This window comes from Peteryoungia ipomoeae, assembly GCF_004912165.1.
Classification (GTDB): domain Bacteria; phylum Pseudomonadota; class Alphaproteobacteria; order Rhizobiales; family Rhizobiaceae; genus Allorhizobium; species Allorhizobium ipomoeae.
Window position 1 is genome coordinate 68,018 of the sequence record NZ_STGV01000004.1, and the last position, 19,168, is coordinate 87,185.

Here is a 19,168-nt window from a genome sequence, read left to right on the forward strand (position 1 = left end):
AACGAGGGGTTCCAATGAGTGAAGATATTTCGAAGCGTCGACTTGGGCGCGGTCTTGCTGCATTGATTGGAGAGATGGATCAGCCCGTTGCAGCTCCGGGAGCGAAGCCCAGCGTCAACCCTGATCGCACTGTGCCGATTGAGTTTGTCTCCCGGACAGCTCGGAATCCCCGTCGATACTTTGATGAAAGCGAGTTGCAGGACCTTGCTGGATCGATCCGTCAGCACGGCATTGTCCAGCCGGTCGTGGTCCGTACTGTCGCCGCAGATCGCTACGAAATTATTGCGGGTGAGCGTCGCTGGCGCGCTGCCCAGCTTGCTGGCCTAGTCGACATCCCGGTCATCGTGCGCGATGTGGATGACCGTACAGCGCTTGAACTTGCAATCGTTGAAAATGTCCAGCGGTCAGATCTCAATCCTCTTGAAGAAGCCCTGGGTTATGACCAGCTGATCGCCGAGCATGGCTACACTCAAAATGATCTCGGGGAAATAATCGGCAAGAGCCGTAGTCATGTCGCCAATAGCCTTCGACTGTTGAAGCTTCCGGATCCCGTTCGAGATATGCTGGCTGAAGGGTCTCTTTCGGCTGGCCATGCGCGGGCGCTTGTGTCGACACCAGATCCGGTTACCCTCGCTCGGACGATTGTCTCGAAGGGATTGTCTGTACGAGATGCCGAGAAGCTGGCGCAAAATCACATCAAGGCACAGACCTCCGGTGGGCCAGTCCCAAAAGCTGAAAAAGATTCCGATACGCTTGCCCTGGAACGCAGCCTGACGGATCGCCTCGGCCTCGCCGTTTCCATCAATCACAAGGGCGATGGTGGTCAACTGCGGATCAATTACAAGAGCCTGGACCAGCTTGAACAGATCTGCCGGTTGCTGGAAGGCCGTTAGCCGCGGCGATTGCGTTTGGCCGCCTGCAATGTGGTAGCCAGCAGTGTCTGAAGGACGAGGTTATCTTCCAGGGATTGCCTCTGTCGGCTCTGCAGAATTGCAGCAGACATCCTGCTTGCCTCTCGGTTCAGATCGTAACTATTCCAGTTTCGTAACGTTTTTTCGACGAGTGGCTTCCGGCGAAAATGGATGCCCCGCCCATAGGTCTGCATAACACTTGCAACTTGCGAATTTCGCTCATCCATCTCAAGCCGCATAATCTCAAGCAATTGGAATTGTTTGAGGGCAGACTGCAACAGCAGGAACACGGCCGTCTTCGACGTGATGATCTTCTGCACCGCGTGCAACAGTCCGTCCGGATCGCCCTGCAGAACGCAGTCGATGACTTCATCTGTCGAAATTGCGCTTGCATCGCCAATTATTTCGGAAACGTGACGTTCATCAACAAGCTCTTCGCCGCGGCAGTAGAGAAGTAGCTTTTGCAATTCATTGCGTGATGCGATGCGATCGCCACCAATCAGGCTTAGAAGCAGCTCACGGGCATCAGGGGTAATCCTTTGCCCTGCTGCTGCCAATTCCTGATCGATCAATGCATTCAGTGCACGTCCATCGTCCTGATAACATGCGATCATCGCAACAGAACGCGGTGTCTCACCAGCTTTGCGCAATGCCGATCCCTTCTTGAGATCGCCAGCTTCGATGAGGAGATGGCTACCAATTGGTGGATCGGCAGAAAGGATCTGCAGGCCATCGACGAGCGGCTTTTCGTTGGCCGCCCCTTTGACCCAGACCAGCCGATCACCGCCGAAAAGTCCAAGCGCGTTGATCTCGTCAAGCAGGCGACCGGGTTGCCCCTGAAGGTCGGCCGCTTCAAGTCGGGTAACGGCAAAACCGTCCTCGAGATCGACACCAGTCAGCCCGGCAATTTGGGTGGCTCGCTCGGACACGAGACCACGATCGGGGCCATAAACAATGAAAAGCCGATAGTGCTTGACGGATTTCTGCAAAAACCCGTCAAACTCGTGGGATTTTATCTCAACCATGACGCCGCGTCAGCGGGCCAGAGCCGTTGCCAGATCGGCGTAGATCAGCTCGGCCAGTTCCCGGCCAGCGCGGGTCTCCGCATCCCGCACGGAGCGCAGGCGCGCGTATTCCTGGCGCGGGTAATCGAACAGGGCAACCGTCTGACGCCGCGCGGTCTTCATCACCACGCCATCAGAAATGCGCGTCAGCTTAAAGTCGCCCACTGCCAGTGCCCGACCGGAATTGGGACGGTCAGCTGCTCTATCAAGCAGAACACCCTGCACGGAACTGGTGACAGTCAAGTCTACGCGATATTCTGGCGTCTTCGGCTGTGCGCCGCCGCCTGCCAGGAAAATGAGGCGGTTACGAGTCTCAAGGCCGACGCGTGTTTTCGCTTCGGAAAACGCAATGGCTCCAAGACTTGCACGGGTTTCCCCCGCTTCATCCAGATAAAGGGGCCTTGCCTGGCAACCAGCCAACAGCATTGCCGCACCAACAATCAGACTGCGGCGCAGCAGCTTCGAATTTTTCAGGTTAGACGACAATATTCACGATCCTCAGCGGCACAACGATGATTTTCTTGGGTGTTTGACCGGCGAGCGCCGTCTTGACCGCATCGAGCGCCAGGACCGCTTCACTTACGGCATTCTGGTCTGCGTCGCGGCTGATTGTCAATTCAGCACGCTTCTTTCCATTGATTTGGATCGGAAGTGTGACATCGTTTTCAGCAACCAATTTTTCTTCGTAGATCGGCCATGCGGTCTGCGCGACGAGGCCTTGACGACCGAGCACGGTCCAGCACTCTTCGGCCAGATGCGGTGTCATTGGCGCAATCAGCTGGACCAGAATTTCAGCTGCATTGCGGACCGCGGCTTTATACGGCTCATCAGCTTTCCCGGCAGCGACTGTTGTGAGCGGCGCAGCCAGTGCGTTTACCAGCTCGTAGATGCGGGCAATTGCCTTGTTGAAAGCAAGCTTGTCCAGGTCAGTCTGCACTGCCTTCAGTGTCTTGTGCGCAACCTGAGAGACTTCCAGTGCCTCGCCGGCCGTCGCTGGTTTGCTCTCGACCGATCGCAAGGCCTCGGCAGCTTCCGAAATCAAACGCCAGACGCGCTGAACAAACCGGTGAGCGCCTTCGACGCCAGCTTCGGACCAGATTACATCGCGATCCGGAGGCGAGTCCGACAGAACGAAGAAGCGCGCGGTGTCGGCGCCATACGATGCGATGATGTCGTCTGGATCGACAACATTCTTCTTCGACTTCGACATCTTCTCGATAGAGCCGATCTGGACCTCGTCGCCACCTTCGAGCAAGAAGGCTTTGCGCTGGCCGTCAATTTCTTCAATGCGGATATCGGCCGGCGCGATCCACTGGCCGGCGGCACCGGAACCAAGGCGGTAGGTCTCGTGGACCACCATACCCTGGGTGAAAAGGCCCTTGAAAGGCTCGTCCAGACCAACATGGCCAGTGGCCTTCATGGCGCGGGTGAAGAAGCGGGAGTAGAGCAGATGCAAGATTGCATGCTCAATTCCACCGATATACTGGTCCACCGGCAACCAGCGATTGGCGACCGCAGGGTCGGTCGGATTGTCTTCCCAGGGTGCCGTGAAGCGGGCGTAGTACCAGCTCGAATCGACGAATGTGTCCATGGTGTCTGTCTCGCGACGGGCTTCCTTGCCGCAATGCGGGCAAGCAACATGGCGCCAGGTCGCGTGGCGATCCAGCGGATTGCCCGGCACATCGAAGGTCACGTCGTCAGGCAGCTTTACCGGCAGATCTGATTTCGGCACAGGAAGCACGCCGCAGTCATCGCAATGGATGACCGGGATCGGGCAGCCCCAATAGCGCTGACGCGACACGCCCCAGTCACGCAGGCGGAACTGCACCTTGCGTTCGCCCTGAGGGGCGCCGTTAAGCTCCATGGTAGCGAGCTTTTCAACAACCCGCTGGAAAGCCTCTTCGTTCGTGAGACCGTCCAGGAAACGGGAGTTGATCATTACGCCGTCGCCATCGAAAGCGGTGTCGCCGACCTTGAAGCTTGCGGCATCGCCGCCAACAGGCATGACCACCGGTGCGACAGGCAGATCGTATTTGCGAGCGAAGTCCAGGTCGCGCTGGTCGCCGGAAGGGCATCCGAAGATCGCGCCGGTTCCGTAGTCCATCAACACGAAGTTTGCGATATAGACGGGCAGTTCCCAATTCGGATCGAACGGATGCCTGACCTTTATGCCGGTATCCATGCCCTTTTTCTCTGCCGTTTCCAGGGCAGCGAGCGAGGTGCCAGCACGGCGGCATTCGTCACAGAATTCGGCAAGCGCCGCGTTCTTTTCCGAGACTGCTTTTGCCAGGGGATGGTCGGCGGCGATTGCCATGAAAGACGCGCCGAAGAGCGTATCCGGTCGTGTCGTATAGACTGTCAGCTCATCGAAACCTTCAGGCGCTGTGGAGCCGACAAGCTCCCAACGCAGGGTCAGACCTTCCGAGCGGCCGATCCAGTTCTTCTGCATCAGCCGGACCTTTTCCGGCCAGTGGTCCAGCGTCTCGAGGGAATCGAGCAGATCCTGGCTGAACTCGGTGATCTTGAAGAACCATTGCGTCAGGTCTCGCTGCTCCACCAGAGCACCAGAGCGCCAGCCGCGGCCATCGATAACCTGCTCGTTGGCCAGAACCGTCTGGTCCACCGGGTCCCAGTTTACCTTCGACTGCTTTCTGTACACGAGCCCCTTTTCCATCATGTCGAGGAAGAGATGCTGCTGGCGGTGGTAGTAGTCGACGTCGCAGGTCGCGAACTCGCGCGACCAGTCGAGCGAAAGACCCATGGACTTCAACTGACCGCGCATCGTTGCGATGTTCTGATAGGTCCAGTCCTTCGGGTGTACCTTGTTCTGCATGGCAGCGTTCTCGGCCGGCATGCCAAACGCATCCCAGCCCATCGGGTGGAGAACGTTGTAACCCCGTGCGCGCTTGTAGCGTGCCACAACATCGCCCATGGCGTAGTTGCGAACATGACCCATATGGATGCGCCCCGATGGATAGGGGAACATCTCCAGCACGTAGTATTTCTCGCGCGGGTCGGAATTGTCGGTTTCGAAGACCTTGGTCTCGGCCCATTTTGCCTGCCAGCGAGGTTCAGCGTCGCGCGGGTTGTAACGTTCGATAGCCATCAGTCGAATTTCCGGGAATTGCTTGAAAAAGAGTGGCTGACCTTCATCATGAAACCGCCCGAGCGTCAAGTTTTTGAGGCCTCAGACGCCTAATCCGCATCTAAGACTTGCCTGTCCCGTGATGGCGACTTAACCCTCGGCAAAGCCCTGATGAGACAGATGACGAAGAGAGATCGCAATGTCGGTTGAAGAGAACTTGCTCGAGATCAAATCGAAGATGGCCAAGGCCGCGGAAGAAGCTGGCCGGGATGCGGACGGGATTGTCCTGGTGGCTGTGTCCAAGACCTTCGAGGCAGATCACATTCTGCCGGCCATAGAGGCCGGTCAAAGAGTGTTCGGCGAGAACCGAGTGCAGGAAGCGCAAGCCAAGTGGCCGGGGCTTCGCGCGCGCGCATCCGATATCGAACTTCATCTCATTGGCCCGTTGCAATCGAACAAAGCGGCGGAGGCCGTTTCAGTTTTCGACGTCATCGAAAGCGTGGATCGCGAGAAGATTGCGCGCGTCCTTGCGGATGAGATGCAGCGACAGGGCCGAAATTTGCCTGTCTATATCCAGGTTAACACCGGATCGGAGCCACAAAAGGCCGGTATCGCTCCCGATGAAGTAGCCAACTTCGTGTCTCTGTGCAGCACGGAGCTCGGTCTTCAGGTGAGGGGCCTGATGTGTATTCCACCGGTGGATGAAAATCCCGGCCCGCATTTCGCGCTTTTGCAAAAACTCGCGTCAGAAAACAACCTGCAAAACTTGTCGATGGGAATGTCGTCCGATTTTGAAACTGCAATAGGCTTCGGCGCCACCAGTGTCAGGGTCGGTTCTGCGATCTTCGGTCACCGGTGACCCCATAAGACCTTCGATATAGCGCTTTGGTCTGGCTTCCCCGCTTCTACGACCGCTTCTAAAATACGCCCACTTAGCTGAACCAGGCAAGATCGGGAGGATGGCATGGGCGGCGCATACGAGGGTATCTACGCGTCCTGGAAACGGGATCCTGAGGCATTCTGGGACGAGGCGTCCAGGCAGATCTCATGGTTCGAACCGCCGCAGGTGGTTTTTGATCCGGATGACGGGCCGTATGGGCGCTGGTTTTCCGGCGGGCGCACCAACACCTGTTACAACTGTGTCGATCGGCATATCGAGGCCGGCAGGGGCAGCGAGACGGCTATCATCTACGATAGCCCGATGACCGGCCAGAAGTCTCGCTTCACCTATGATGAAATGCTCGTCGAAGTCTCTGCAATCGCCGGCGTTTTGCGCAATCATGGCGTCGGAAAGGGAGATCGCGTCATCATCTATATGCCGATGATCCCTGAAGCGGTCTTCTCAATGCTTGCCTGCGCGCGTCTTGGTGCCGTGCATTCCGTGGTTTTCGGTGGCTTTGCAGCCCATGAACTTGCCACGCGTATCGATGATTCGGGGGCGAAGGTGGTGATCGGAGCGAGTTGCGGTCTCGAGCCTGGCCGTATCGTGCCCTACAAGCCGCTTCTCGATCAGGCAATCGACATGGCAAAGTCGAAACCGGATTATTGCTTTATCCTGCAGCGGGATCAATTTCACGCGCCCTTGCGCTACGACCATGGTGATGTCGACCTCAGCCAGGCCATGGACGTCGAAAAAGCCGAAGGCCGCATCGTTGCGCCGGTCTCCGTTGAGGCCACGGACCCCCTCTACATTCTTTATACCTCGGGCACGACGGGCCAGCCGAAAGGCGTGGTGCGGGACAATGGCGGCCATATGGTCGCGCTCAACTGGACAATGAAAAACATATACGGCGTCAAGCCCGGCGAGGTGTTCTGGGCGGCTTCGGATATCGGTTGGGTCGTCGGTCATTCCTATATCGTCTACGGTCCGCTTCTGGCCGGCAATGCCACAGTGATCTTCGAGGGCAAGCCGGTGGGAACACCGGATGCCGGAACCTTCTGGCGCGTAGTCAGCGATCATGACGTGAAAGTGCTTTTCACGGCGCCCACCGCCTTTAGAGCGATCCGTCGGGATGACCCTGATGGCGATCACATCCACCGCTACGATCTGTCAGGATTGCGGGCGCTGTTCCTCGCCGGTGAGCGCGCTGATCCCGAGACACTCAAATGGGCGGAGCGCATGCTTGGCATTCCTGTCATCGATCATTGGTGGCAGACCGAGACGGGCTGGGCGATTGCTGCCAATCCTGCCGGCTTGGGATTGCTGCCCGTGAAACATGGGTCGCCGGCCAAGGCCATGCCGGGTTATGCCCTTGAAGTTCTCGATGATGCCGGGCATCCGGTTCCACCGGGCACGCTTGGCAATATCGTCGCGAAACTTCCTCTACCGCCAGGATGTCTGGTCACATTCTGGAACGCGGATGAGCGTTTCCGCACATCCTGCCTGGAGGATTTTCCGGGCTACTACAAGACGGCGGATGCGGGCATCATTGACGAGGAAGGCTATGTCTTTGTCATGGCGCGAACCGATGACATCATCAACTGCGCTGGCCACCGCCTTTCCACCGGTGCGATGGAAGAGGTTTGCGCCATGCATCCGGATGTCGCCGAATGTGCGGTCATCGGCATTGCCGATGAGCTCAAGGGCCAGATCCCCTGCGGGTTCCTGGTGCTGAAGAAAAACGTCCACCGCGATCACGCGTTAATCAGCCGCGAGATCGTGCAGCTTGTGCGCGACGAGATCGGTCCGGTTGCCGCCTTCAAGATGGTGATGATGGTCGACCGGCTGCCCAAGACGCGCTCGGGCAAGATCTTGCGCGGTACCATGCAGAAAATCGCCGATGGGTTGCCGTGGAAGATGCCGGCGACAATCGACGATCCGGCGATCCTCGATGAGATCACCGCCGTCCTGAAGGCGCATGGGCAGATCGCATCTGCCGGCAAGGTCGCCTGAAACGAAAAAGCCCCGGCATGAAAACCGGGGCTTGTCTGTCAAGGCAAATGCTTGCGATCAGAAGCGACCGTCGTCCTCGTCCTCATCGTCGTTGCGCGTCGACTTGAGCGACTGCAGCTTGGCGAAGACGGCGTTGGCGTCGATTTCTTTCTCTTCTTCGCGATCGTAGCCGAAGCCGAGGTTTTCGGTCTCCGTGGCAGATTGCAGTGTTGCGCCGAGCTCGGCAGCGGTCGGCAGCGGACGACCCTTCGAGGCCTTCTCGACTTCGAGATCCAGATCGATCTGGCTGCAGAGGCCAAGCGTTACCGGATCCATCGGGGTAAGATTGGTCGAATTCCAGTGGGTGCGCTCGCGGATCTGCTCGATCGTCGACTTGGTGGTGCCGACGAGACGCGAGATCTGTGCGTCCTTCAGTTCCGGATGGTTGCGCACCAGCCAGAGAATGGCATTCGGTCGATCCTGACGCTTGGACACCGGTGTGTAGCGTGGGCCGCGGCGCTTGCTCTCGGGAACGCGCACCTTCGGCTCGGAAATCTTGAGCTTGTAGTTGATGTCCTTTTCGCCACGGCCGATTTCGTCACGCGAAAGCTGGCCGGTCGCGATTGGGTCGAGGCCCTTGATGCCCTGGGCTGCTTCACCGTCGGCGATTGCCTTCACTTCCAGCGGGTGCAGTTTGCAGAACTGCGCGATCTGGTCGAAGGACAGCGCGGTGTTGTCAACGAGCCATACGGCAGTCGCCTTCGGCATGAGCAGTGTCTGGGCCATGGATACAATCCTTCTGAGGGTCCGCGCCGGTTGTCGCGGGCCGTGGGTTTAAACCACTATTTCCGGGAATTCGGCGTCGTTATAGCGATTATGTAACGAAAATGCAATTCGCGATCTCGCGAATGACCTTTGTCTAATTGCTGACCAACACGCACCTGATATGTATGGCGTCACAAGACCGGGGAGGACGGTCCTGGTCGCCCTAAGTGGCCCTGCAATATTGAGGAGGAGTTCATGTCAGCCAAAACCTATCCGGTGCTGAAATCGGCCAAGCAGCGTGCGCTGATCGACGACGACAAATATCAGAAATGGTATCAGGAAAGCGTCGAAGATCCTGAAAAGTTCTGGGGCAAGCACGGCAAGCGGATCGATTGGTTCAAGCCCTATACGAAGGTCAAAAACACATCCTTCAAAGGGAAGGTGCCGATCAAGTGGTTCGAGGACGGGCTGACCAACGTTTCCTACAACTGTATCGATCGCCACCTGAAGACGCATGGCGAACGTACTGCCATCATCTGGGAAGGCGACAATCCCTATATCGATAAAAAGATTACCTATAACGAGCTCTACGAGCACGTCTGCCGCATGGCGAACGTCCTGAAGAAGCACGGTGTGAAGAAGGGTGATCGCGTCACCATCTACATGCCGATGATCCCGGAAGCGGCCTATGCCATGCTGGCCTGCGCGCGCATCGGCGCGGTGCATTCCGTAGTCTTCGGCGGCTTCTCGCCAGAAGCGCTCGCCGGTCGTATCGTCGACTGCGAATCCACTTTTGTCATCACCTGCGATGAAGGTGTCCGCGGCGGCAAGCCGGTGCCGCTAAAGGAGAACACCGATATCGCGATCGACATTGCCGCCAAGCAGTATGTCATCGTCAACAAGGTTCTCGTCGTCCGCCGGACGGGTGGCAAGACGGGCTGGGCTCCCGGTCGCGACATCTGGTATCACCAGGAAATGCATACCGTGAAGCCGGAATGCCCGCCGGTGAAGATGAAGGCGGAAGATCCGCTCTTCATCCTCTATACCTCAGGTTCGACAGGCAAGCCCAAGGGGGTGATGCACACGACGGGCGGCTATCTCGTCTATGCCTCGATGACTCATGAATATGTCTTCGACTACCACGACGGTGACATCTACTGGTGCACGGCGGATGTCGGCTGGGTCACTGGGCATTCCTACATCGTCTACGGACCGCTTTCCAACTGCGCGACAACGCTGATGTTCGAAGGCATCCCGACCTTCCCCGATCAGGGTCGCTTCTGGGAGGTGATCGAGAAGCACAAGGTCAACATCTTCTACACCGCACCCACGGCCATTCGCTCGCTGATGGGCGCTGGCGACGATTTCGTGAAGCGGTCCGATCGTTCGTCGCTCCGCCTGCTCGGCTCCGTCGGTGAGCCGATCAATCCGGAAGCCTGGGAGTGGTATTACAATGTCGTCGGTGATCAGCAGTCGCCTGTCGTCGACACCTGGTGGCAGACCGAAACCGGCGGTATCATGATCACGCCGCTGCCGGGTGCGACCAATCTGAAGCCCGGTTCGGCAACGCGGCCCTTCTTTGGCGTGAAGCCCGAGCTCGTCGACAACGAAGGTCAGGTGCTGGAAGGCGCAACCGACGGCAATCTCTGCATCACCGATAGCTGGCCGGGCCAGGCGCGGTCGGTTTATGGCGATCATGATCGTTTCGTGCAGACCTATTTCTCGACCTACAAGGGCAAATACTTCACGGGTGACGGCTGCCGCCGTGACGAAGACGGTTATTACTGGATCACCGGTCGCGTCGACGATGTACTCAATGTTTCGGGACACCGTTTGGGCACCGCAGAGGTCGAATCGGCGCTTGTCTCGCACCATCTGGTTTCCGAAGCGGCTGTCGTTGGGTATCCACACACCATTAAGGGCCAGGGCATTTATTGTTACGTCACCTTGATGTCAGGTCATGAGGGCAATGATGCACTCCGCGCTGATCTGGTAAAGCATGTGCGTACCGAGATCGGTCCGATCGCGACGCCCGACAAGATCCAGTTCGCCCCTGGTCTGCCGAAGACCCGCTCTGGCAAGATCATGCGCCGAATCCTGCGCAAGATCGCCGAGGATGATTTTGGCGCTCTCGGTGACACCTCAACGCTTGCCGATCCGGCTGTTGTTGATGATCTGATCGCCAACAGGCAAAACAAGAGCGCCTGATCTTGGCCGTCAAGTAGTATCGAGGGGCTTCCGTCAGGGAGCCCCTTTCGCTTTCAACTATCCGGGCAGGGGCGCTTGCGTTTCGCCCGACCGGCATAGGGTTCCGCAAGGCCATGGGTCAGGAGATCGTCTGCAGGACGTGTCCCATCGGCGAGCGTGAGATCGGCCACGACGCGGCCGAAGTATTTGTCACCGGAAATCGCGCTCAGAGAGACGAACTGATGACCTTCCATCAGCCTGCTCAACTTCTCCTTGGCGCGCTTGGCTGCAAGGCGAAATGCCGAACATCTCGACTTGAGTTCTGGCGCGTCGATCCCCCGCAGGCGCACATAGGTGCTAACCCTGTGGTCTGGCCACGGGATGGCACTGACCAAGACCGTATCGCCGTCGACGACGCGTAGGACTTCCGCTGCGACAGGCCCCGTTATGTCCGTCGAGCCGGCCTCGACCGGTGCCGAAGCAACCAGACTGAGGAATGCGATCACATATACAGGACGGATCTGGAACATAATAGGAACATAATCCGCGTTCCAGATTGAGGCAATAGGAATAATTCCTCAGAAGTCGATTGCTCTTCCCTTTATTTCCCAATCGCCAAAGCGAGCGGGATCAGCGCCGCCTCGCCCGCCAATCTCTGTCGGCTGTTCTTTCACTCGCTCGTTGCGGCGGCGCTCTTCGGCTTCTGCGAGCGCTCTTTGCGCGGCAGCGGATAGAGGCCGAGGCATCTCGGCAACCGTTGGATCTTCCGGACGATCGTCGGACATGAAGCATCCTTTCGACAAGTTTTTGCGACTTGCATTGAAATCGGGTGACCCGCTTTTTAAATCAAGGGATGGAATGAGCAATGGGGCACAGCCCCCTGATCCTGGAGTGAGACATGAACACCATGCGCACTGCAATGCTGCTTGCCTTCATGACAGCACTGTTCATGGGGGTCGGTTTCCTCATCGGCGGCAGGGGCGGCATGATGATCGCTTTCGTCGTCGCAGCCGGAATGAACTTTTTTTCCTATTGGAATTCAGACAAGATGGTCTTGCGTGCCTACCGCGCGCAGGAGGTGGACGAGCGCACGGCACCGGAATTCTACGTGATGGTGCGGGATCTGGCACGCAATGCCAACCTTCCGATGCCGAAGGTCTATGTTTTCGACAACCCGCAGCCGAATGCCTTCGCCACAGGTCGCAATCCGCAGAATGCGGCTGTCGCGGCGTCTACCGGTCTCCTGCAGCGCCTGACGCCTGAGGAAGTGGCTGGCGTCATGGCCCACGAACTCGCGCATATCGAGAACCGTGACACCTTGACGATGACGATCACCGCGACGCTTGCCGGCGCGATTTCGATGTTGTCGAACTTTGCCTTTCTGTTCTCCAGCGGTCGTGATGACCGCAACAACCCTCTGGGTATTGTCGGTGTTATCGTTGCCATGATCGTGGCGCCCCTCGCTGCGATGCTGGTGCAGATGGCCATCAGCCGGACGCGCGAATATGCAGCGGACCGACGCGGTGCGGAGATATGCGGTCAACCCCGTTGGCTCGCTTCCGCCTTGCAGAAGATCGCAGGCGATGCATCCCATATCGAAAACATGGACGCCGAGCGCAACCCGGCAACAGCCCATATGTTCATCATCAATCCCTTGAACGGCCAGCGGATGGACAATCTGTTCTCCACCCATCCGAACACGCGAAACCGTATCGAGGCCTTGCTGGCCATGACCGATATCCGTCCCGGGGGATCGACGGAGGCGGCTCCCGCTGTTATGCCACGCCGGACTGCGCGATCTGTTCCGGCATCCGGCTGGGGACGCGGCCAGAACCAGCCACCCAAGGGACCATGGTCTTGAACGACAATTCGACGGGCAAACGCAGACCTTCCAAGTCCAGAGGTGCAGATCACAGGCGTAGTGCCGTATCGCTCAAGCCGGGGCTGGAAGCGCGGATTGCTGCCAGTCGTTTGTTGGCTGCCGTCATCGATCGCAAAACCTCGCTCGATGGCATGCTCGACCAGGAGCATGGGAACCCCGCCTATCTCGCTCTCAATGATGCCGATCGCGGACTCGTTAAGGCAATTCTGCAGAGCACGCTTCGTCATCTGCCGCGCATCGAGCACATCATCGGCCAACTTCTCGACACGCCGCTTCCGGAGGGTGCGCGCGCCCTGCACCATCTGCTGATCGTTGCTGCAGCGCAGATGCTTTATCTTGATATTCCGGATCATTCTGCCGTCGATCTGGCCGTCGAGCAGGCGAATGGCGATCCCCGTTCCCGTCGCTTCGCCAAGCTGGTCAATGCCATCTTGCGACGGATCGGTCGGGAAAAGGATGCGCTTCTCAAGGAAGTCGATGCCCTGCCCTGTTTGCCTGACTGGTTTTACCAGCGGCTCGTCGAGGTGTATGGTCCCGATCAGGCCGCGGCAATTGCACACTCTCATCTTCAGCCGCCAACGATAGATCTCACCGTCAAAGAGAACCCTCAGGCTTGGGCCGAGAAGCTTGGCGGACAGGTCTTGCCAACAGGGACGGTCCGTCTGGATCGTTTCCGTGGCGCGATTACTGCCCTTGAGGGCTTTGACGATGGTGTCTGGTGGGTTCAGGATGCCGCTGCAGCGATCCCCGCCAAACTCTTTGGCGACCTTACGGGCAAGCGTGTCGGCGATCTTTGTGCCGCGCCTGGCGGCAAGACGGCCCAGCTTATCCTGGCCGGTGGGTCGGTGGTTGCCGTTGAGCAGTCCAAAACGCGGCTGAAGCGGTTGGAAAGCAATCTGTCACGCCTGGGACTATCAGCGGAAATTCGCTGCGCCAATCTGCTCGATCTCGATGAGAGCGGCAGCTTCGATGCCATCTTGCTGGATGCGCCCTGCTCCTCCACAGGGACGGTGCGCCGTCATCCCGACGTCTTGTGGACCAAAGACGCTGCCGACATTGCCAAGCTTGCGCAACTGCAGGAAAAGCTTCTTCGTCATGCGCTCACGCTTCTGAAGCCAGGCGGAAGGCTTGTCTTTTCGAACTGCTCCCTTGATCCCCAGGAGGGAGAAGCGATGATTGACCGCGTCCTCGCCGACACCGCGGGAATCACTTTACTTCCTGTCGACCCAAAGCAGTGGCCTGGCCTTGAAGGCGCCATTACTGCGCGAGGTGATGTGCGAACGACACCCGCAATGCTTGCCGAACAAGGCGGCCTTGATGGGTTCTACGCTTGCATGCTCGCTAAAATTTAACGATTCGCGCAATAATCTGTTAGCAAGTTGATCGAGACGCAAGCAGTGCTCGGCAGCAATGGCTGTTGACGCTATGTCCCGTGACCCGTGTCACACACCAATGTTTTCCGCGATCGCCAGCGTGCTGTCGCAGACTGTGTATCCGACGCGAATTCGGGTTCGCCAACAGGATCGGTACGAGTGCAATAATGCGTATCAGTGATCGCCGGAGATTGCTTTCTCTGTATGTTGATGAAGGCAGGCGCCGTGCCGGTCGTGCCATCAGCCGCGGCATGTCGGTGGTGCTTCCTTCTGCGGGGCGCCGCATTTCCAAAATCGTGGTGGCGCCGACCGATCTTCGGGCCATCGATCCCTTCCTGGCAGATGAATTTCTGGCCGGGCGGTTCCCGCTGGCGGGTCGCGTCCTCAGTACCGAGGGGCAATCGCCCTTCTCGCTCGAATTACCGTCGCACCCTTTTGCCGTACGTCTGCATGGATTTGGTTGGCTTCGGCACATCCGGGCCAACAAGTCCTCCGAAGCCTGCGAAAATGCCCGGCGGATCGTTGGTCAATGGATTGCCGTTCACGGCAACAAGATTACCGGCATCGCATGGGAGCCGGAAGTCGCTGCAAGGCGGCTGATCAGCTGGCTCTCTCACTCTCCTGTTGTTCTTAGAGATGCCGAAGCTGGATTCTATCGTCGGTTCACCCAGGCCATCGCCTTTCATGTCGGCGTTCTGGAACGGCAGGTCCAGCATCTGCCTGATGATCTGCCACGTCTGGAAGTCCGCATCGCGCTTGCCATGGCCACGATTGCGACGGAAGGATCGGCGCGGGCGATGCGCCGCGCCGGGCGCGCATTGGACCATGAGCTTGAAAGACAGGTCCTGCCGGACGGCAGCCACATTTCGCGCAATCCGCAAGCAAGCGTCGACCTTCTGTTCGATCTCCTGCCGCTGCGCCAAACCTATATCAATCTTGGCCACGATATTCCCCAACGGCTGATTCCGGTCATCGATCGTATGTATCCGGCAGTCCGCTTTTTCCGACACAGCAGCGGTGATCTCGCTCTGTTCAATGGCGCAAGTTCGGTATTGGCCACCGATCTTCTCAGCGTTTTGCGTTACGATGAGACATCAGGGCAGCCCTTCAAGGCGTTGCCCCATGGACACTACCATCGCCTGGCCGCCGGTGAGACGGTCGTCCTGGTCGATACCGGCATGCCGGCTTCACTTCGTCTGTCGAAAACTGCCCATGCCGGTTGCCTGTCGTTCGAGCTTTCGTCGGGCAAGAATCGTTTTATCGTCAACAGTGGCTCGCCTCGGTTTGCCGGGGAGCGGCTGAGACAGCTGGCGCGAACGACGGCCGCCCATTCGACAGTCTGCATCGCGGATGTCTCATCGGCGCGCATCAGCACCTCGTCTTATATCGGACCCGTCATGCCAACGATGCCGTCCAGTGTTGTGGTCGAGCGCCAGACAGGCCCTGATGGCAGTGATCGTCTCTGCGCTCGACATGACGGCTACATCGACCGTTTTGGGGTCGAGCACGAACGTGAACTGCGGATCAATGGCCCAGGCACCAAGATTGCCGGGCGCGATCGCCTGCTGCTTCCAGATGGCTTGCCGTCTCCAACCGTTCCTGCTGGGGGGGCGATAGCGCGCTTTCATATTCATCCGTCGATCACCATCGATCGTCTCGATCAGCGCAGCGTCCGGCTCGTGGCGCCGGACGGAGAAAGCTGGACCTTCACCATTCCTGCCGGCGAACTCGTCTTGGCGGAAGACGTGTTTTTTGCCGATGTCTCGGGCATCAGGCCATCCCAGCAGATTGAAGTGGCGTTCCAGGCATCTGAAATTCGGTGGTTTCTTGCCCGGCGCCCCTGATATTGGGCGCTATTTGGTTTCATCCTCGGGTCAGCTGTGCTAGGCGGCGGCATCCGCGTCCGCCGTCTCAGGCTGCGGGCGCCCGTCGCCAGACCGGAGCTGAACCATGGCCGTTGTTTCCAAGAAGATCCCTGCCCCCGACCTCGTCCGCATCCGGACGGCTCTCATCTCCGTTTCCGACAAGACGGGCATTGAGGAATTCGCCCGCGCGCTCCACGAGCGTGGCGTGCGCCTGCTCTCCACCGGTGGCACCCACAAGGCGCTGTCTGCAGCCGGCTTGCCAGTCACGGATGTTTCCGAGATCACGGAATTTCCGGAAATCATGGATGGCCGCGTCAAGACGCTGCATCCGCGCGTGCATGGCGGCCTTCTGTCGATCCGTGACGACGCCGACCACGTCGAGGCGATGAAGGCGCACGGCATCGAGGCGATCGATCTGAGCGTCATCAACCTCTATCCCTTCGAACAGGTTCGCGCAGCCGGCGGCGATTATCCGACAACCGTCGAGAACATCGATATCGGCGGACCGGCGATGATCCGCGCCTCGGCGAAGAACCATGCCTATGTCACCATCGTCACCGATGCCGCTGACTACGCCGAGGTCATCGAGGCCTTAAGCGCCCATGACGGCCAGACCACCTATGCGCTGCGCCAGCGGCTGGCAGCCAAGGCCTATGCCCGCACGGCTGCCTATGACACCGCAATCTCCAACTGGTTCTCGGAAGCGCTGGAGATCGAGATGCCTGCCTACCGCACTGTCGGCGGTGTCCTCAAGGAAGCCATGCGTTACGGCGAAAACCCGCACCAGAGCGCCGGCTTCTACGTCACCGGTGACAATCGCCCCGGTGTCGCGACTGCCACGCTCCTGCAGGGCAAGCAGCTGTCCTACAACAACATCAACGATACCGATGCAGCCTTCGAGCTCGTTGCCGAGTTCGATCCCGCCCATGGCCCGGCCTGCGCCATCATCAAGCACGCCAACCCTTGTGGTGTTGCAACGGGGCCAACGCTGGCTGAAGCCTATCGCCGGGCGCTCGCTTGTGATTCCACCTCGGCCTTTGGCGGTATCATCGCGCTCAACCAACATCTGGATGGCGAAACCGCTGAGGAAATCGTCAAGCTGTTCACCGAGGTGATCATCGCACCGTCGGTTTCTGATGAGGCCAAGGCGATCATTGCGAAAAAGCCCAATCTGCGGCTCCTGACCACGGGCGCCCTGCCCGACCCGCGCTCGCGCGGCCTGATGGCGAAGACAGTATCCGGCGGATTGCTCGTGCAGACGCGCGACAATGTCATGGTCGAGGATCTCGATCTCAAGGTCGTGACGAAGCGCGCTCCGACGGCAACCGAGCTTGAGGACATGAAGTTCGCCTTCAAGATCGCCAAGCATGTGAAGTCCAATGCGGTGATCTATGCCAAGGACGGTCAGACGGCCGGCATCGGTGCCGGCCAGATGAGCCGCATCGACTCGGCCCGCATTGCGGCGCAGAAGGCGGAAGAGGCGGCCAAGGCACTCGGTCTTGAGACCCCCTTGACCAAGGGCTCGGCTGTGGCGTCTGAAGCCTTCTATCCCTTTGCCGACGGGTTGCTGGCTGCCATTGCCGCTGGTGCCACGGCCGTCATCCAGCCGGGTGGCTCGATGCGCGATGACGAGGTTATCGCCGCCGCCGACGCGCATGGTGTCGCGATGGTCTTCACCGGCGTGCGCCACTTCCGCCACTGACGGACAGCCTGTTGTATTTGGAAGAGGCCGGGGCAACCCGGCCTTTTTCATGAAGTGGTTCTGCCGTTGGCGCGCGCCGGATAGGCCGTGTTCCAGAGCAGGCAGAATCCGACGATGAGGAAAATCAGCAAGGTGGCCATGCCGAGCCGCGCTGAGCCCGTGGCCGCAGTGACCAAGGAAAAGGACAGGGTTGCCATGAAGCTGGTTGCCCGTCCGGACAGGGCGTAGATCCCGAAATAGCGCCCGGCCTCGTCGACCTCGACACTGCGCGACATGTAGGATCGCGACGAAGCCTGGACCGGACCGAAGGACAGGCCGATCAGCAGGCCGTACAGGATGTAGGCCTTTTCGGCCGGGGTCGCGAAAAGTCCCTCCGTGGCCGAAATTGGCAGGGGGATAAGGCCGAAGAGGGTGAAGTCCACGCCGGTCGAGACGATGCCAAGCGTTGCGGCAAGAAGCATTCCGAGGCTAATCAGCACCACGGTCTTGGAGCCCATCAGCCGATCGATCCTGCCAGCAATGGCACAGCCGAGGATGGCGACGACGTTCAGGATGATGCCGTAGATGCCGATCTCCATCGTCGACCAACCGAACATCGCCGCAGCGAAGACCCCGCCAAGCACCAGAAGACCATTCACACCATCCTGGTAGATCATGCGCGCGATCAGGAAGCGCAGCAGATTGCGGCGCGCTCTGAGTTCGTGAAGCGTATGGCTGATCTCTCCAAGGCCTGCTCTCACAGCTGCTCCGAACTTCTTCGCCTTGGGCGCATCCGGCGTGAAGAGAAACATTGGCAGGATGAAGACGAAATACCAGATCGCCGAGAGCGGTCCGGTGACACGGGCATCCTCGCCCGTTTGTGGATCAAGGCCGAACAGGGGCTCGCGACCCAGGAGCGTCATGCCGGTTTCAGGGCTTCCGGCGAGCAGCAGCACGACGGCGATCAGGACAATCATGCCGCCGAGATATCCAAGCCCCCAGGCCGTGTTCGAGACCCGCCCCACCTCTTCCTGGGAGACAAGTCGCGGCATCATGGAGTCGTTGAAGACGATCGAGAATTCGGCGGCGATGCTCGTGAGGATGATCAGCGCCATCACCCAGGCCACGGAGCTTCCGGGCGCTGCGGTCCAGAGAAGCGCGAGGCAAATGATCTTGATGACGGCAAAGACGGCGATCCAGGGCTTTCTCGCGCCGGAGTGGTCGGCAATTGAGCCCAGGATCGGCGATAGGATTGCGATGATGATGCCGGCGATCGTCGCGGCATTGCTCCAGGCGGTCTGTGCCATCACCGGATCGTCGGTCATGCGAGAGACGAAATAGGGTCCGAAGATGAAGGTGGTGACGACGGTGAAATAAGGCTGCGCCGCCCAGTCGAACATCATCCAGGAAAGGACGCCCCGCGAAGGGCGTCCGGCATTTTCAGTGACGGTGGTGGTCATGGCCGCGCAGCTCCAGAAGGCGT

The 19,168-nt window shown here is 59.0% G+C and carries 15 protein-coding genes; 8 read left to right on the forward strand and 7 right to left on the reverse strand.

The genetic code is table 11. The features are described 5' to 3' along the window. Positions 1-14 precede the first annotated feature (14 nt). Positions 15-893, forward strand: a complete 879-nt coding sequence (locus tag FAA97_RS12730; RefSeq protein ID WP_136598934.1) for a ParB/RepB/Spo0J family partition protein — start codon at positions 15-17, stop codon at positions 891-893. Here FAA97_RS12730 and holA read toward each other — a convergent pair. The 3 genes from holA to leuS are packed head-to-tail and all read right to left on the reverse strand — an operon-like array spanning position 890 to position 5,081. Continuing rightward, entirely contained in the window at positions 890-1,936 is a 1,047-nt protein-coding gene (gene holA / locus FAA97_RS12735; protein WP_136598935.1) for a DNA polymerase III subunit delta, read from the reverse strand. The two genes, FAA97_RS12730 and holA, sit on opposite strands and share 4 nt — an antisense overlap. 9 nt (positions 1,937-1,945) lie before the next feature. Beyond that, the gene (locus FAA97_RS12740; protein WP_136598936.1) at positions 1,946-2,461 is read right to left on the reverse strand and encodes a hypothetical protein; all 516 of its coding nucleotides are present in this window, start codon (positions 2,459-2,461) and stop codon (positions 1,946-1,948) included. Further along, entirely contained in the window at positions 2,451-5,081 is a 2,631-nt protein-coding gene (leuS, locus tag FAA97_RS12745; RefSeq protein WP_136598937.1) for a leucine--tRNA ligase, read from the reverse strand. Before leuS ends, FAA97_RS12740 begins: the two co-directional genes overlap by 11 nt. Positions 5,082-5,259: 178 nt before the next feature. Here leuS and FAA97_RS12750 point away from each other — a divergent pair, with 178 nt between their 5' ends. Both FAA97_RS12750 and FAA97_RS12755 read left to right on the forward strand, forming a co-directional pair. Then, positions 5,260-5,919 (forward strand): YggS family pyridoxal phosphate-dependent enzyme, encoded by a 660-nt coding sequence (locus tag FAA97_RS12750; RefSeq protein WP_136598938.1) that lies wholly within the window; start codon positions 5,260-5,262, stop codon positions 5,917-5,919. A gap of 105 nt (positions 5,920-6,024) precedes the next feature. Further along, complete coding sequence (locus tag FAA97_RS12755) at positions 6,025-7,953, forward strand: propionyl-CoA synthetase (RefSeq protein ID WP_136598939.1); 1,929 nt, start codon at positions 6,025-6,027, stop codon at positions 7,951-7,953. Between the two features lie 57 nt (positions 7,954-8,010). Here FAA97_RS12755 and FAA97_RS12760 read toward each other — a convergent pair whose 3' ends face one another. Then, positions 8,011-8,718, reverse strand: coding sequence for a DUF1013 domain-containing protein (locus FAA97_RS12760; protein ID WP_136598940.1), 708 nt, complete (start codon positions 8,716-8,718; stop codon positions 8,011-8,013). Positions 8,719-8,952: 234 nt separating this feature from the next. Here FAA97_RS12760 and acs point away from each other — a divergent pair, with 234 nt between their 5' ends. Continuing rightward, positions 8,953-10,905 carry an acetate--CoA ligase gene (gene acs / locus FAA97_RS12765; RefSeq protein WP_136598941.1) on the forward strand — a complete coding sequence of 651 codons (1,953 nt, stop codon included), beginning with the start codon at positions 8,953-8,955 and terminating at the stop codon, positions 10,903-10,905. Between the two features lie 53 nt (positions 10,906-10,958). Here the strand turns inward: acs and FAA97_RS12770 are convergent, their stop codons facing one another. After that, on the reverse strand, positions 10,959-11,414 hold the full coding sequence (locus tag FAA97_RS12770; RefSeq protein ID WP_168800993.1) for a thermonuclease family protein: 456 nt from the start codon (positions 11,412-11,414) through the stop codon (positions 10,959-10,961). 48 nt (positions 11,415-11,462) lie between these two features. Further along, positions 11,463-11,669, reverse strand: coding sequence for a DUF1674 domain-containing protein (locus tag FAA97_RS12775; protein ID WP_136598942.1), 207 nt, complete (start codon positions 11,667-11,669; stop codon positions 11,463-11,465). A gap of 113 nt (positions 11,670-11,782) precedes the next feature. Here FAA97_RS12775 and htpX point away from each other — a divergent pair, with 113 nt between their 5' ends. From htpX to purH, 4 genes are all read left to right on the forward strand, one after another. Then, positions 11,783-12,745: a zinc metalloprotease HtpX gene (htpX, locus tag FAA97_RS12780; protein ID WP_136598943.1), complete on the forward strand. Its 963-nt coding sequence runs from the start codon at positions 11,783-11,785 to the stop codon at positions 12,743-12,745. After that, positions 12,736-14,118: an RsmB/NOP family class I SAM-dependent RNA methyltransferase gene (locus FAA97_RS12785; protein WP_136598944.1), complete on the forward strand. Its 1,383-nt coding sequence runs from the start codon at positions 12,736-12,738 to the stop codon at positions 14,116-14,118. Before htpX ends, FAA97_RS12785 begins: the two co-directional genes overlap by 10 nt. 188 nt (positions 14,119-14,306) lie before the next feature. After that, positions 14,307-15,983, forward strand: a complete 1,677-nt coding sequence (locus tag FAA97_RS12790) for a heparinase II/III family protein (RefSeq protein WP_136598945.1) — start codon at positions 14,307-14,309, stop codon at positions 15,981-15,983. 106 nt (positions 15,984-16,089) lie between these two features. Beyond that, positions 16,090-17,706, forward strand: a complete 1,617-nt coding sequence (purH, locus tag FAA97_RS12795) for a bifunctional phosphoribosylaminoimidazolecarboxamide formyltransferase/IMP cyclohydrolase (protein ID WP_136598946.1) — start codon at positions 16,090-16,092, stop codon at positions 17,704-17,706. A gap of 47 nt (positions 17,707-17,753) precedes the next feature. Here purH and FAA97_RS12800 read toward each other — a convergent pair whose 3' ends face one another. Next, on the reverse strand, positions 17,754-19,145 hold the full coding sequence (locus tag FAA97_RS12800) for an MFS transporter (protein ID WP_246041448.1): 1,392 nt from the start codon (positions 19,143-19,145) through the stop codon (positions 17,754-17,756). Positions 19,146-19,168: the final 23 nt, after the last annotated feature.